12 protein-coding genes are annotated in these 15,564 nt (G+C 45.8%); 8 read left to right on the forward strand and 4 right to left on the reverse strand.

Features of this window, described 5'->3' with window-relative positions:
- From ACFWMP_RS07375 to ACFWMP_RS07395, 5 genes are all read left to right on the forward strand, one after another.
- A complete protein-coding gene (locus ACFWMP_RS07375; protein ID WP_379422788.1) occupies positions 1–2,571 on the forward strand; it encodes an FAD-dependent oxidoreductase in 2,571 nt (856 codons plus the stop codon).
- Between the two features lie 209 nt (positions 2,572–2,780).
- A complete protein-coding gene (locus ACFWMP_RS07380) occupies positions 2,781–3,473 on the forward strand; it encodes a response regulator transcription factor (protein ID WP_379422790.1) in 693 nt (230 codons plus the stop codon).
- A gap of 82 nt (positions 3,474–3,555) precedes the next feature.
- Positions 3,556–4,479, forward strand: coding sequence for an ABC transporter ATP-binding protein (locus ACFWMP_RS07385; RefSeq protein ID WP_076220426.1), 924 nt, complete (start codon positions 3,556–3,558; stop codon positions 4,477–4,479).
- Positions 4,472–5,233 carry an ABC transporter permease gene (locus tag ACFWMP_RS07390; RefSeq protein WP_341125900.1) on the forward strand — a complete coding sequence of 254 codons (762 nt, stop codon included), beginning with the start codon at positions 4,472–4,474 and terminating at the stop codon, positions 5,231–5,233. The genes ACFWMP_RS07385 and ACFWMP_RS07390 overlap by 8 nt, the downstream gene beginning before the upstream one ends.
- 20 nt (positions 5,234–5,253) lie before the next feature.
- On the forward strand, positions 5,254–6,180 hold the full coding sequence (locus ACFWMP_RS07395; RefSeq protein WP_379422793.1) for a sensor histidine kinase: 927 nt from the start codon (positions 5,254–5,256) through the stop codon (positions 6,178–6,180).
- 132 nt (positions 6,181–6,312) lie between these two features.
- Here ACFWMP_RS07395 and ACFWMP_RS07400 read toward each other — a convergent pair whose 3' ends face one another.
- The gene (locus ACFWMP_RS07400; protein ID WP_076298160.1) at positions 6,313–6,771 is read right to left on the reverse strand and encodes an Lrp/AsnC family transcriptional regulator; all 459 of its coding nucleotides are present in this window, start codon (positions 6,769–6,771) and stop codon (positions 6,313–6,315) included.
- A 172-nt stretch (positions 6,772–6,943) separates the two neighbouring features.
- Here ACFWMP_RS07400 and ACFWMP_RS07405 point away from each other — a divergent pair, with 172 nt between their 5' ends.
- Both ACFWMP_RS07405 and ACFWMP_RS07410 read left to right on the forward strand, forming a co-directional pair.
- On the forward strand, positions 6,944–8,119 hold the full coding sequence (locus tag ACFWMP_RS07405; protein ID WP_379422795.1) for a serine hydrolase domain-containing protein: 1,176 nt from the start codon (positions 6,944–6,946) through the stop codon (positions 8,117–8,119).
- Positions 8,120–8,240: 121 nt separating this feature from the next.
- Entirely contained in the window at positions 8,241–9,449 is a 1,209-nt protein-coding gene (locus tag ACFWMP_RS07410; RefSeq protein ID WP_379422797.1) for an MFS transporter, read from the forward strand.
- 166 nt (positions 9,450–9,615) lie between these two features.
- Here the strand turns inward: ACFWMP_RS07410 and ACFWMP_RS07415 are convergent, their stop codons facing one another.
- The gene (locus tag ACFWMP_RS07415; protein ID WP_379422799.1) at positions 9,616–11,880 is read right to left on the reverse strand and encodes a beta-glucosidase family protein; all 2,265 of its coding nucleotides are present in this window, start codon (positions 11,878–11,880) and stop codon (positions 9,616–9,618) included.
- A gap of 111 nt (positions 11,881–11,991) precedes the next feature.
- Here ACFWMP_RS07415 and ACFWMP_RS07420 point away from each other — a divergent pair, with 111 nt between their 5' ends.
- Positions 11,992–13,269 (forward strand): AraC family transcriptional regulator, encoded by a 1,278-nt coding sequence (locus tag ACFWMP_RS07420; RefSeq protein WP_052404193.1) that lies wholly within the window; start codon positions 11,992–11,994, stop codon positions 13,267–13,269.
- Between the two features lie 35 nt (positions 13,270–13,304).
- Here ACFWMP_RS07420 and ACFWMP_RS07425 read toward each other — a convergent pair whose 3' ends face one another.
- Together ACFWMP_RS07425 and ACFWMP_RS07430 are read right to left on the reverse strand one after the other, a co-directional pair.
- Positions 13,305–14,465 carry a serine hydrolase domain-containing protein gene (locus ACFWMP_RS07425; RefSeq protein WP_379422802.1) on the reverse strand — a complete coding sequence of 387 codons (1,161 nt, stop codon included), beginning with the start codon at positions 14,463–14,465 and terminating at the stop codon, positions 13,305–13,307.
- A 189-nt stretch (positions 14,466–14,654) separates the two neighbouring features.
- Positions 14,655–15,488: a metallophosphoesterase family protein gene (locus ACFWMP_RS07430; RefSeq protein WP_379422804.1), complete on the reverse strand. Its 834-nt coding sequence runs from the start codon at positions 15,486–15,488 to the stop codon at positions 14,655–14,657.
- Positions 15,489–15,564: the final 76 nt, after the last annotated feature.

The following is a 15,564-nucleotide window of genomic DNA, read 5'->3' on the forward strand; positions in this document are numbered from 1 at the left end:
ATGAGTAAAAAAGTACTGATTGTCGGAGGAGTTGCAGGAGGCGCATCAGCGGCCGCCAGGCTTCGGAGATTAGATGAAGAGGCTCATATCATCATGTTTGAACGTGATCCGTACATTTCTTTTGCCAATTGCGGACTGCCTTATTATATCGGAGGTTCCATTCAGGATCGCTCCAAGCTGCTGGTTCAGACACCAGAGGCGATGCATAAACGTTTTAACATCGATGTTCGGATTCAAAGTGAAGTGGTGTCTATCGACCCTGTGAACAAGAAAGTAAGAGTAGAAAGTATAGAAAAAGGCTCCTATGAAGAGAGCTATGATGCGCTTATTTTATCACCCGGCGCTAAACCGATTCGTCCGAATCTACCTGGTATCGAGAGTTCCAAAATTCACATGCTGCGCAACATTCCCGACACCGACAAAATCAAAACCAAAGTCGCAGCCGAAGACACTCGTTCCGCCGTTGTGATCGGTGGTGGGTTTATCGGTGTTGAGATGGCGGAGAACCTCAGAGAAGCAGGTCTGGAAGTAAGCTTGATCGAGGCGGGTCCACAAATCTTAGCTCCGTTCGATACTGAAATGTCTTCTATTTTGGCAAAAGAGCTCGACGAGCATGGCGTTAATCTTATTTTTTCGGATATGGTCCAGGGGTTTGCAGAAGTGGGTGAACAAATAGAGGTTCAGTTGGCAAGTGGCACTGTGCTGCAAAGTGATATGGTTCTGTTGGCCATCGGCGTTTCGCCGGATACCTCTTTCCTGAAGGATAGTGGTTTAGAGTTCGGTCCACGCGGCCATATCTTGGTCAACGAGCGCATGGAAACAAATTTGGATCAGGTCTATGCAGTAGGTGACGCGGTCGAGGTGGTTGATTTCGTGAACGGAACTAAAACTGCTATTCCACTAGCTGGTCCTGCCAATAAGCAAGGACGGATTGCTGCGGACAACGTCAGCGGTCTAGGCACTACTTACAAAGGATCACAAGGGACTTCTATTATTAAGGTTTTTGGAGTCACGGGTGCTTCTACCGGCAATAACGAAAAAACATTACAACGTTTGGGCTTACCATATCACGTGATTTACGTACATCCAAGCTCTCATGCAACTTATTATCCGGGGGCAACTCCAATATCTATGAAGCTGATTTTTGATCCAAAAGGTACAGTACTCGGCGCACAAGCTGTGGGTTACAGTGGAGTAGATAAACGTATCGACGATATCGCTACAGTGATTCGCTTTAGAGGTACGGTCACTGATTTAACGGAATTGGAGCTTACTTATGCCCCTCCTTACTCTTCTGCTAAAGATCCAGTGAATATGGCTGGCTTTGCTGCTGAAAATATTTTGAAAGGCATGACTACAGTATTCGTTCCTAAGGATTTAGAAGGTCGTGACAACAACAATACCATTTTAGTTGACGTACGTTCGGAAATCGAGCATGCCAACGGTCATATTGAAGGCTCCATTAACATCCCTGTGGATGATTTGCGTGGTCGTCTAAGTGAGCTTGACCCTAGTAAAGAAATTTGGGTGTATTGCCAAGTTGGACTCAGAGGCTACACAGCTTCCCGGATTTTGCAGCAAAAAGGTTTTCGTGTGAAGAATCTGACCGGAGGCTATAAGACATATCAACTGAGTAAATATTCACCTAAAAAAAAAGATAGTCTGACGCCAAACGCAGGTATTTCAGCAGCAGCCCGTAAAGAAATCGCAGCAACGGGAGCTCCGGCGGGAACTTACACTGCTTCAGCTGCAGCCAATACCAACACTACAGCTTTCGCAGCCAACTCTAGCCCATCTGTATCCACCCCTTCCAAACAAGAATCGGATCTAACACCTGATTCCGTGCTTGATGCTTGCGGACTATGCTGCCCTGGGCCGCTGATCCAAGTCAAGATGAGCATGGACCCGCTCTTGGACGGGCAAGTCTTAAAGGTAACGGCTTCCGATCCGGGATTCTATGAAGATATTAAGGCATGGGCTCGCATGTCGAAGCACACGCTTTTGCAATTAACGAAGCTGCCTACTGGCATGATTGAAGCTTATCTGCGCAAAGGCATTACCGCGGATTCCGTACCAGCAGGAGCACAACCCGTCCAAACTAGTAATGCAAGTACGATGGTGGTTTTCAGCGGTGATCTGGATAAAGCGATCGCTTCCTTCATCATTGCCAACGGAGCTGCCTCCAGCGGCAAAAAAGTGACGATGTTCTTTACCTTTTGGGGTCTCAATATTATCCGCAAGGATGAGAAAGTGCCTGTGAACAAGAATATTATCGGTAAAATGTTCGGAGCGATGATGCCGCGCGGCAGTCGGAAGCTAACACTTTCGAATATGAACATGATGGGCATGGGCTCCAAAATGATCCGCTCTGTAATGAAGAACAATAATGTCTCTTCTTTGGAAGAATTGATTCAAATGGCTGTCGACCAAGGCGTCGAGATCGTTGCCTGCCAAATGTCCATGGATCTTATGGGCATTACCCGTGAAGAACTGATCGACGGTGTTGGAATCGGCGGTGTAGGATATTACCTCGGTCAAGCTGATCAATCTAGTCATAATCTATTTATTTAAATACCTTAACACCGCAAAGAGACTCCTCTATTTATATAGAAGAGTCTCTTTGTTATATAAAAATGAACTCACCAGAATCGGTGATATAGATTTGAATAACCAAAATGCAGAAATTGGCTGGATCTGGATACAGAATCTAAAACCTGCTATCCTATTTAATAGGCATTCATCCGAATAATGACCTATTTTAGGTGGAATAAGGAGATTAAATGAATAACCCGATACATATTCTCGTTGCTGAGGACGACAGCGACATCAACCGATTGCTGTGCAACATTATTAAGAAAAGTGGCTACATCCCCCAACCTGCTTACTCGGGAACGGAGGCACTTCTCTATCTGGAGCAACGTCAATGGAGCATGCTGCTACTGGATCTGATGCTGCCTGGCATGTCGGGAGAGGAACTACTTGAGAAGATTGCCGGGCGGGACGATATGTCCGTAATTATCATTTCAGCCAAGGGTGAGCCCCAGACCAAGGTATCTGCCCTGCGGGCGGGGGCGGATGATTTCATTACGAAACCCTTCGACGTTGAGGAAGTCTCTGCACGGATCGATTCTCATCTACGTTTGTATTCGCGGATTGCGCAATCGGCTATGCCTAACGTGCTCCAGCATCAGGGCCTTGTACTTCATCGAGAGGCGATGTCGGTTACGGCAAATGGAGCGGAACTGACGCTCACAGCTCTAGAGTTTGAGATTCTCTCGTTGCTTTTGTCGGCCCCTAAGAAGGTGTTCACGAAAGCGAATTTGTACGAAAGGGTCTGGCACGAGCCATATTACGGGGATGACAATACGGTCAATGTCCATATGAGCAATTTGCGCAGCAAGCTAACCAAGGCCGCACCAGGAAGCGAATTTATCGAGACAGTATGGGGCATAGGTTATCGGCTCAAGCCTTAAGACATTCTTAAGATTTGGCTTTAGCTCTTCTTATGTTTTCAATTCTATACTTGGTCTATCACGAAAAGGAGGCCAAGACGAGATGTACGAGTATGTATTAAAAACAAATCAACTATCCAAAAAGTTCAAGGGCCATACAGCGCTGGACAAAGTCAATTTGTCAATCCGTAAAGGCTCTATTTATGGTTTTATTGGGCAAAACGGAGCTGGAAAATCAACATTAATCCGGATTGTGACCGGACTTGCTTTTCCGACTAAGGGGACGATCGAGCTGTTCGGAGCCAGTGAAGAGCAGGCCTTGATCCAGGCTCGTAAGCGAATCGGCTCGATTATCGAGAGTCCCGCTTTGTTCCCCCATATGACTGCGAGCGAAAATTTAGAAGCAAACCGGATTCTACGTGGTATTCCCGGCAAAGATTGCGTTCCTAGAATGCTAGAGCAAGTTGGACTGCAGGGCGCCGGCAAGAAGAAAGCCAAGAATTTCTCACTTGGAATGAAGCAGCGGTTAGGTCTTGCCATCGCCTTGCTGGGAGATCCAGAATTTCTGATTCTGGACGAGCCGACCAATGGGTTAGATCCGATGGGTGTCGTCGAAATGCGCGAACTGCTCAAGCGACTAAACCGTGAGCTTGGCATTACGATAATGATCTCAAGTCATATTCTAAGTGAGCTGCATTTAATGGCAAGTCATTATGGCATTATTCATCGCGGTCAGTTGCTTGAACAACTCACTGCGGAGGAATTAAACGAGAAATGTCAGCAGTATTTGTTTATCAAAGTGGATGATCCGGGCAAGGCAACAGCCGTCATTCAGAACGAGCTGGGTACGGCCGATTTCGAAGTGATGCAGGATGGAACCATCAAGTTGTATAGCCGTATTGAGCAGCCAGGTAAAGTATCAACAGCGTTATTCTCTGCAGGCCTCGAGATCGAGAAGTTTATGCCTATGGGTGAAGACTTGGAAAGTTATTTTACGAAGCGGATTGGGGGAAATCCAAATGTATAATCTGATCAGAGTTGAGTTTTTCAAGCTCCGTAAGAATAGATCATTTTGGACTTTTCTATTGGCACTTTCCGTCCTCTCGCTTGCTTACCCATTGCTATATTATTTTGATCATCGGTCCAATGGGGAACCTCAGATCACCGGCGCTGAATTTCTGACTACCTTTATTTCAAGCAATGCCTACATTATTAAATTCGGCGTAGCCATTCTGGCTGGATTCTTTATCTCTAACGAATATTCCACAGGAGTCATGAAGACGATCGCATCTTCGGGCAACACCAGAGGCCGGCTGTTCGCGGCAAAACTAATCGTATTCGCAGTTGGGGCCATGGCGATTTCTCTCGTCTTTCCTATTGTCAGCACAGTCGAAGTCACGCTGCTTTCGGGCTTCGGTCATCTGCCGGAAGGAAGCACTACACTTTTTATACCGCGAGCCCTCGGGCTAACGTTGTTGTACACAGCTGGTTACGCAGCCATCGGGGCGCTGTTCACCGTAATCCTAACCGACAGCGGCAAAACTATCGGCTTCTCAATGATTTTCTTCCTTATGATCGATACGGTTTTGGCTGGTATAGGTTCGAAGATCTCTTTCTTTAGTAATTTGTACGATTATTCCATCTTCAAACTGGTGAGCGATATCGGTAAGCCCAGTATCGACAGTGGAGATTGGCCAGCGCTTTTACTTGTACCGTTGTTGACAATAGCCGTTTCCGGGGTACTCGGTATTCTCGTATTCCACAGAAAAGAAATCAAATAATAAATAGGAGGTGCAGGAGAGTGTTGCTTATTCTGACAATCATATTGTTTGCGGCAGGAGCTCTCCTGCTTTTCCGTTTGTTGATGTTAAGGCGAGAGCTAGGGCGGATAACAGGGCAATTGCATACCTACAATGAGCGATCAACCGGTAAAAAAATCGATGTGGCTCTATTCGACCAGAAGCTTGAGGCACTTGCGGGACAAATCAATCGTCAATCTAATTTAATCGTCGAAGCGGAAGCCCAACGAAAACGTGTCGAACAAGAATTCCGTCAGGCTGTAGCGAATATTTCACATGATATCCGTACCCCCCTCACCTCCATCTTCGGTTATATTCAACTGTTGGAGGATGAGTCAATTACCCCTGATGAAAAACTTGAATATGTTGCCATCGTTAAAAATCGGACGAAACGGCTGCAGGCACTGCTGAATGATTTTTTTGAGCTTTCCTTGATCGAATCGCTAGATTATCCTCTACATACCGAAAAGCTTGGGATGACGGCCCTACTCTCGGAAATTCTGGTCGGATTTTACGATTCTTTCAACGAACGCAATATTACACCGGATATACGGCTACCTGAGGAAAATGTATCCGTATACGCCGATGAGTCCGCTGTGCGGAGGGTTGTCGAGAATTTACTTGTCAATACGGTCAAACACGCGACCGGGTATGTGGAAATCCGTTTCGAACGACGGCAGGTAACAGCTGACTTAACGATAGTAAACGATGCGAAGGAACTAGCCGGAAGCGATGTTAACCTCTTATTTGACCGATTCTATACCGCAGACCGTACCCGATCTTCTCAAGCCTCCGGGCTTGGTCTCTCCATTGCCAAAAGTCTGATGAATAAAATGGGTGGCACGCTGACAGCCGAACTGGAGGGTGAGAAACTGATAATGACCTGCCGTTGGAAACTAGGCGATGCTGGCAATGTCTTAGCTAATTAATTTGAATGTAAAGGGGACCGACAACGATTTGTGGAACCATTTATCCTGAAAAATATTCCAATCAAAAAGACTCCTCTATTTATATAGAAGAGTCTTTTTGCGTTGAAGGGCTGGCAGAAGTAATGTTCAATTCTAACTCAGCAAGTTGATGCTTGCTTCTTCAAGCGAAGGTATAAGAAATTTATGATCGATTGGCGATGACATCACGATTAGAATCGTATAGGTACCGTATTTGTCACATTGATTTCCGAAATCCTCGAGGGCTCGTGTAGAGTCGGTTACTACTTTCAATAAGTAGTTGTGTTCCCCACTTATACGGTAACATTCGACGACATCAGGACTTGAGCGGCAGAAATCAAGGAATGCATTACAATCCCTAGAATGAAATAACATGTAGGCAGCAGCATGTTTTCCAATTTTTTCAGGGGAAATAATGGTGCGATACTCGCTGATGATGCCTTTCTCCTCCATACGCCTAACTCTTTCCGTAACTGCAGGTTGCGATAAACCGACACATTTTCCCAGCTCTGTCATAGAAATTCTTGCTTGATTTTGAAGATGAAAAAGAATTTGCTTATCAATATGGTCCATCAAAATCACTTCCTTTAAATTTAAGGTTACCCCTACAAACTAGCTTGTAATTAATCGTTATAAGGCTAATTTAACTTAGTTACCTTATGTAATCAAGATAACTTGTTATATATAATAACCCTACAATAGTAAAGTGTTCATGGCTTTAACTATTCCGAAGGGATGAAGACTGTTGAGTATATTGGACTCAAACAAAATAAATACAGATTGTTTATCAGGTCGCATCGATGAAGTAATTGATCGAACCCTTGCTGACAAGCGCCTGGTCGGTGCTGTCATTAAAGTGGCGATAGATGGGGAACTGGTTTATAGCCGCGCTGCCGGTCTTGCCGACCGCGAGATGAGCAGACTTATGCAAGAAGACGCCTTATTCCGGCTCGCCTCAGTTAGCAAACCTATCGTTTCAACGGCAGCCCTAGTATTAGTTGCGCAAGGTCGACTACAGCTGGATGACCGCGTTGATCGTTGGCTCCCAGAGTTTCGGCCACGTTTGCAAAATGGCGAGTTCGCGACATTGACGATTCGTCATTTGATGACGCACACCGCAGGCCTTTCTTACCGATTTTTCCAAGAAGAGAATGGTTCCTATCAGTCAGCAGGGGTATCAGATGGTATGGATCAGTCCGGCATCACATTGGAAGAGAACCTGCGTCGTCTTGCCTCTGTCCCCCTCCTCTATACGCCAGGTACCGAGTGGAAATACTCCATCGCGACAGATGTGCTAGGAGCAGTAATTGCAAAGGTCACAGAAACACCGCTCAATGAGGCCGTACATTCACTCGTGACAAAACCGCTTGGCATGAGCGACACGGGTTTTATTGCAGTCAATCGAGAACGACTGGCTACTTCCTATGCCAATGATACTCCAGAGCCACGGCCTTTACATGATCCCGACAGTATTGCCTTTATGGAGGGAACGGCTGGATTCCTGCTTGCCCCTGGTCGAGCACTTGACGATACTGCCTATCATTCTGGAGGAGCTGGCATGGTCGGCAGTGCTGGGGATTTTTTGCAGCTGCTGGAAACATTACGTAAGGGCGGAGCACCGCTGCTACCAGAGTCTCTGGTTCACGATATGACGATCAACCAGATCGGTGATCTGCCAATGGCCTTTTGGCCAGGACGAGGCTTTGGTCTTGGCATTACGATTCTAAAGGATCCTGTCGCCGCAGACACTTCGGAATCCCCGGGTACATGGCGTATGGGTGGCACCTATGGTCATTCGTGGTTCGTCGATCCCGAGCAACAGCTCAGCGTCGTGGCGTTCACTAATACTGCACTAGAAGGCATGTCGGGTCAGTTTACTGTTGACCTTTGTGATGCCATTTATGATAGACGTAACAAATAAAGAACGTAGTACAAGGAGCCTTGGTCCGGAATGAACTGGCCTAGGCTCTCTGTCTAGTAAACCCTATTCGAGTGTATATCATTGAATTTTCTACAATTATATAAAGAGAGGTGCTTCTCCAATGACCCAAAACACAACTTCTGCCATACAAAGTGCCTCCAGTACTCCCTCTTCTGAACATCTACCATGGGCAGGATTACTCGCCCTTGCTATGACGGGGTTTATCTGTATTCTTACCGAAACGATTCCGGCCGGCTTGTTGCTCCAAATAGGTGATGGGCTTGGTGTCTCCGAGGCACTTGCAGGTCAACTTGTCACTTTGTACGCCCTGGGTTCACTGTTGGCCGCGATTCCCTTAACCACCGTGACGCGTGGATGGCGGCGGCGACCACTGCTACTAATATGCATCCTTGGTTTTCTCGTATTCAACACCGTCACCACTTTTTCTTCCAATTATATACTTACGCTGGCAGCACGGTTCTTCGCAGGCGTATCCGCTGGAGTCTTATGGGGCATGATAGCAGGTTATGCCCGGCGCATGGTGCCGGAGTCACTCAAGGGACGAGCAATGGCAGTAGCGATGGTTGGCACACCTCTCGCTCTGGCACTCGGTGTCCCTGCCGGAACACTTCTTGGCACCCTTGTGGGCTGGCGCTCCATCTTCGGGATCATGTCGCTGTTGGCTCTGATGCTGGTCGCCTGGGTGCTTTGGAAGCTACCGGACTATTCAGGGGAGGCTCCTGATAAGCGGCTCCCTCTCTACAAGGTTTTTGTTATTCCAGGGGTACGGCCGGTACTGTTTGTCGTTCTGACATGGGTGCTAGCACATAACATCCTGTATACCTACATTGCACCCTATCTTACTCAGGCTGGGCTTACCCAGCGCGTTGACTTGGTACTGCTTATTTTCGGCATTACTGCGCTTATTGGCATCTGGGTCATCGGTATTTTGATCGACCGTAAACTACGTCCATTGGTTCTTAACAGCCTCGTTGCTTTCGCCTTGTCATCCATTGCACTGGGCATTAGCAGCAGCCAACCCATAGTGATCTATCTAGTGGTTGCTGTATGGGGGTTGACGTTCGGAGGAGCGGCTACTTTGCTACAAACAGCAGTTGCTGAAGCAGCTGGCGAAAGTGCAGATGTGGCCCAGTCGATGTTAGTGACGGTATGGAACCTAGCTATCGGCGGCGGCGGCGTGATGGGTGGGATTCTTATTGAAACAGTTGGTGTCCGCTCCTTCCCGTGGGTACTGTTTATTCTATTGATTCTTGCGCTACTAGTAGCGTGGCGCGCTAAAGAATACGGATTTCCTTCAAGAAAGCGTTGAAGCACACCTATGAAATCATGCCACAATCATCAAGTTTACGGAGCACGGTAGCCGAACACGAAATATAAAAAAAAGCCAGTGGTGCATATTATATTTGACTAATATGAACTACTGGCTTACTTATATTAGATTTTTATTAAAGATCAGACTTGGCCTTTTCTATCTCCTACTCTACAGCCAAAGCATTGAATTCTTGCAGATCCTTGGCTAAATCTTCTTCTGTATATTTCCCTTGACCGAACCCAACCAGCGCCCGTAGCGGCATATATTTCATCATCGCCATGAACATTTCCGGATTATCGTCCATCGCACCTTCCATTCCAAAAATACTACTGAACTCCTTCACTTTATCTGCCGTACGTGGGTTGTCTAGCAAATCACCAACGGTACTGTTGCGATGAAAACGTAACGCAAGCGGAACTGTCGATTCCACTTCAATAGAAGCAGTCAGACGAATATCCCGCGAAGATGAACCGATAGCAATCTCAAAGACTCCACTTTCCACATGCCAATCACCAATGTTAACGTTGTAATAAGCAAAGGAGCGTTTATCCAGTTCAAAAGAAACCTCTTGCTCTTCCCTAGGCTGAAGCTCTATCTTCTGGAAGCCCTTAAGCTCCTTAAGTGGACGGATCACGCTGCTCTTCACATCGCTAACATAGAGCTGAACGATTTCTTTTCCTGCGCGAGTACCCGTGTTTTTGACGGTGGCCGTAACTTGTACGTTCTCGGTATCTTTTATGCTGCTCTTGGAGATTCTCAAATTGCTGTATTGAAACGCTGTGTAGCTTAGTCCGAAGCCGAAAGGAAACAGCGGTTCAAGCTCTTTTTTATCATAATAACGATAGCCAACAAACAAACCTTCTTTATACTCTACTGTATCCCCTTCACCTGGGAAATTAAGAAAGGATGGATTATCGCTCAGCTTCATCGGGAAGGTCTCTGCCAGTTTGCCACTTGGACTAACCTCTCCAAACAGTAAATCTGCCACTGCACCGCCAAAAGCCTGACCGCCTAGATAACCTTCAAGAATACCCTTCGTTTTATGAATCCAAGGCATTTCTATGGGTGAACCATTGCTGAGTACGACAACGATATTGCTTTGCACCTCAGACACTGCTTCGATCAGCGCTTTATGGCTCTCTGGAAGCGACAAATGACTGCGATCATAACCCTCTGATTCATAGTTATCCGGAAGTCCAAGGAACAATACGGCTACATCACCTTTTGCCGCTGTATCCCGTGCCTCTTGTAGCAAAGCTTCATTAATCCCGTCATGATTCAGTTCATATCCTTGCGCATATAGCAGTTCGGCAGAACCTGCAAGGACCTTCATCTCTTCAAAAGCATCGTCCAATTTCGTCGGATTCACATGTGAGCTGCCCCCGCCCTGATAACGCGGATTTCTAGCAAACTCGCCAATGACCGCAATCGTTCCTTGCTTTGTCAGCGGCAGAATGCCTTCCTCATTTCTAAGTAGAACCATGCTCTCCCGCGCCACTTCACGAGCCAGACGGTGATGCTCATCAGCATTAAATGAAGCATTATCTTTACGGTTCTCCACCGCCTTAAAAACAAAGGTAAGTAAACGTTCCACTGCAAGATCTAACGTTTCTTCAGACAGCTCGCCACTTTGTACTGCTGCGACAATCTTGGCATCACCAATGCCTCCGGTTGACGGCATTTCCAGCTCCAGTCCTGCTTGTAGAGCCTTCACCCGTTCATTAACCGCTCCCCAGTCGGAAACGACGAATCCCTTGTAGCCCCATTCCTCTCTAAGAATCTTTGTCAGGAGAAATTCACTCTCGGAGGCATATTCACCATTTACCCGATTGTAAGAGCACATCACGCTCCATGGCTGACTCTGCTTAACTGCGCCTTCAAAGCTAGCCAAATAAATTTCTCGTAGCGTCCGCTCATCAATCACAGCATCTACAGACATTCTCCGGTGTTCCTGATTATTAGCAGCAAAATGCTTAAGCGAGGTGCCTACCCCTTCACTTTGCACACCTTTGATATGATTCCCACCCATCTCCGAGGAAAGATAAGGGTCTTCCGAAAAATATTCAAAGTTACGACCGTTCAGTGGAGAGCGCTTAATATTTGTTCCCGGTCCGAGCAGAACAGCAACGTTCTCTGCTTGACACTCTTTCCCGAGTGCTTTACCTACACGCCCGATTAACTCCCTATCCCAGGAAGAAGCCATCCCTGCTGCCGAAGGAAAACAAGTCGCGGGTACACTGTTATGGAGTCCGAGGTGATCGGCGCTCTCTTTTTGCTTGCGTAAACCATGGGGTCCGTCCGTTACCATTAAAGAGGGGATTCCGAGTCGTTCAATGCCCTTTGTATTCCAGAAATCAAGCCCTGAGCAGAGTCCTGCTTTCTCCTCAAGGGTCATTTGTGATATGAGTTCATGAATATTGGTTTTCATAAAAATACCTCCTCTGAATGTATACTATCCCCATTTTAATCTACTTCATGTTAGATTTATGGCATTATCATTGTATTTTTGGTATTCTGGTTGGGCGAGGAGGTTGAAAGAATGTTGAATCATTTGGACGGTCATGAAGGAGCTCAATATATTTGTAAAGTGTTGTATGAATCGCTGCAAATTCCTGTGTTTCTGCTAGATGCCAATCGGAGAATCGAGCTAGCGCTGCCTTCCTCTTCAGAGAGCGCCCCGTGGGTTCATAACCTCAACGAGCTTCTTTCAGAAATTGCAGACTCTACTAAAAGCGAGAACAACTCTAAGCACGATAGCTCAAATGCCTCTATACCGATCATTCGCACCACTAACTTCCTAGAGAATTACATCCTTCTCCATCTGCCCTCAGGCAGCAGTAACGGGGGAAGCATTGTGATCGGTCCTACACTTTATACTCACCTTTCAGAGGACAATATGACAAGTCTGATGCGTGACCATGAAGTTCCATTAAAGCTTCAAGAGCAATGGATGAAATACTACCGCAGCTTGACCGTGCTAAATAAAATGAGACTCTACCATACCGCTATGCTGATGTACTCGCTCGTCACCGGAAAGACGTTATCTCTTAGCGAACTGCTACTCGACACCCGAACTCTTGAGCATAAACAGCCTCCCGCAGGCAGTTTGGACTTGGATGTTTCCTATCGACGTGAGAATACATGGCTGCACCACGAACCCATGCTGGAAAAATCCTTATTTCACCATATCAAAAATGGAAATAAGGCTGAGCTACTTCGTGTCCAAGCAACCTTCTCCGAAGACAATTACGGAGTACTCTCCAAGAAGAGCCATTTACGCAACAAAAAAAATCTGGCGATCTCCTGTATTACGCTCGCTACTCGTGCAGCAATAGATGGAGGACTGTATTGGGAGATTTCTTATACCCTCAGCGACTTTCATATCCAGCATATCGAAGAACTAAAGGATGTTCCGGCTGTAGATCATGCTATTCTTAATGCGCTTTGCGATTTCGCCGACCATGTCAAAGAGAGCCGGATGGCGAAACTTTCGCGCACCGTGGCCCTCTGTCAGAACTATATTTTTAATCACTTATATGAGGAACTCTCCTTAGATAAGCTGGCTGAAGTCGCTGGATTGAACAGAAGCTATCTCTCCCTATTATTTAAGAAGGAAACAGGATTCACCATCAGTGATTTTATTCAATTCGAGCGGATTGTAGAAGCCAAACGATTAATCGAATTACCGGGCATTAGCTTATCTGATATCGCTACGAGGCTACATTTCAATGACCAGAGCTATTTTACCAAAGTGTTTAAGAAATATACTGGCACCACCCCTAAACAATTCAGAAGAAACTGGGAAAGCACGCTTTAAGTATAGATAACACGACAAAAAAACTAAAAAGAGGATTAAAGATCAGTGATGGCTGCCAGAACAGTATTATTGAAGTAATCCACATACATATTTTTAAATGGCTTCTGGTGATCTAGCTCTACAGATAAATGCACCGTAACTGTCTGATAAATCGGATCAACGCAGAGGAAAGGACCTGCCGCGCCCCAGTGTGAATAGGCTTCTGGAGAAAACAAATCTCCACCATCACGCTTCGAGCCGTTAATCGCCCATCCGTACCCCCAATACGCTTCTGGAAAAACCTCGTTTCTATATTGTGAGGATACGCCTGGAATTTGGTTGCGGGTCATTTCTTTTACGGTTACCGGACTAAGAAATCGTACTCCGTTATATATCCCACCGTTAAGAAACATCTGGCCAAAGACAGCCAAATCCATAGCCGTCGAGTAAGCGCCGCCCCCCGCAGATACGGAATTCAAATTATACTCGCTGTCCACCCATTCCGCGCACGCTGCTTCTGGTGCACGTCTTACTACTTTGTCCCGCACATCCATGGGTACACGATAATATGTATTTTCCATACCAAGCGGTTTAAAAATGGTTTCCTTTACGAATACATCATAAGCCTGTCCGCTAACGCGCCGGATGATTTCACCCAACAGCTCATAGCCATACCCGCAATAAGACATGACCGTACCAGGTTCGTTACTAAGCGGTGCATCATAACCGCCATATAAGTACTTATGCTGATCTGGATCTTGATTAGGTTCGTGTGGAGGGTACTCTCCTTGTTCCTTTTTCAACTGTCCGTTCTGCCAAATCACCTCACCCTCCAGGCCAGAGGTATGTGTCAATAAGTGATGTACGCATACCTTAGTTTTGCCTTCACCTGTAAATTCGGGGATGTAATCGGAAACAGGTCTGTTTAGACCAATCTTCCCTTGTTCCATTAACATCATTATAGCGGTTGCCGTAAACAGTTTTGTTATGGAACACAGTGGATAAATAGCATCTACAGTTAATTCCGCTGCGCCTGGCTCTGGACCGAATTTCCCGTTCGCTTGATGGACCAGTAGCATCCCCTTTCTCGCAGCAACAATAACTTGTGCCGGTGTGATGTTGTCTTCAACCATTTGTGCAGCTGCTATACGTATGCGCTCTATACCGTAAGCCGACACACCCGCCTGTTCTAAAGAATGAAATAACAGTTCTTTCATGGGCAGCCCTCCTAAATAAATTTATTCAATACATATATAAACTATTATATAAATATGTTAAATAATCCTGCTTACTTACTATTTACCTGTGACTCCATGGTTAATGAGCTATTCTTAATAAAAGAAAAACGCTAATCTCGGTTATCTCCCGAAAATTAGCGTTTTATTTTAACCGCATCCACTTCTTCACTAAGTGACCGCTACCTTAAAAGCATCGACATTTAATGCCGTCCCATTGATGGTTAATGTGGCGTTGTAATAACCGCGATCACCACTCGGCTTACATTTATAATCACCCGAACATCCGCACACAAAGAATTTTGTATTTGTATAACCTGGATATATATTAGTAAGCTTTCGATAAAACAAATGTCCATGATGTGTGAAAATAGCTAGCACCTTATCCCTCACTTTCGTAGGAATAGCTGCAAAAAACTTAGCAGTCTCCGCCGCGCTTAATACATGGCTTGGATCGACCGTGATCCCGCTCACTTTTAAAGGCCAATGAAAATCAATAATATAAAAATGCTGATCATCTAAATTTTTCAATATATTTATACTACCCGGAGTGAACAGACCCAGAGCACAATTAAGCCACACGTACTTCACCTTACCCTGTGTCCCAGGGAAATTCATTTGCCCTTCTACTGCACCTAAATATTGCGTGAATAAGGACTGGGTACTTGCCTCCCAATTTCCTATCGATGCTTTATAGGGGATACTTCCGAGCGTGCTAGTTACTGTATCCTTGAAGTCCTTGTAATAGGCATTTGCATTATTTCCATGATTCGCTCCCGCTTGCGTGTTATCTCCTCCAAAAATAACAAACCTCTTATTCCCGCTCCCTACAGCCTTTGACAAAAGATTTCTAAAAATGCTTGCGCTATTCCCATATCCCACATGACTATCCCCAATTACCGCGAAGTTGATAGTCTGGGCTGTTGCTTTAGGATTCAGATTACGTTTGGGCTTAGGACTGGCGAAAAGCCTTCGCTTCTTAGTGGAGGCTGTCTGCTTTTTCATCTTAATCACCTCTTTAAAATGGATGAAGAATACCTGGTAGTATATATATTCGATCCAATATGCTTTCTCTTGGACA

This window comes from Paenibacillus sp. NPDC058367 (genome assembly GCF_042723305.1).
Lineage (GTDB): Bacteria > Bacillota > Bacilli > Paenibacillales > Paenibacillaceae > Paenibacillus_AQ.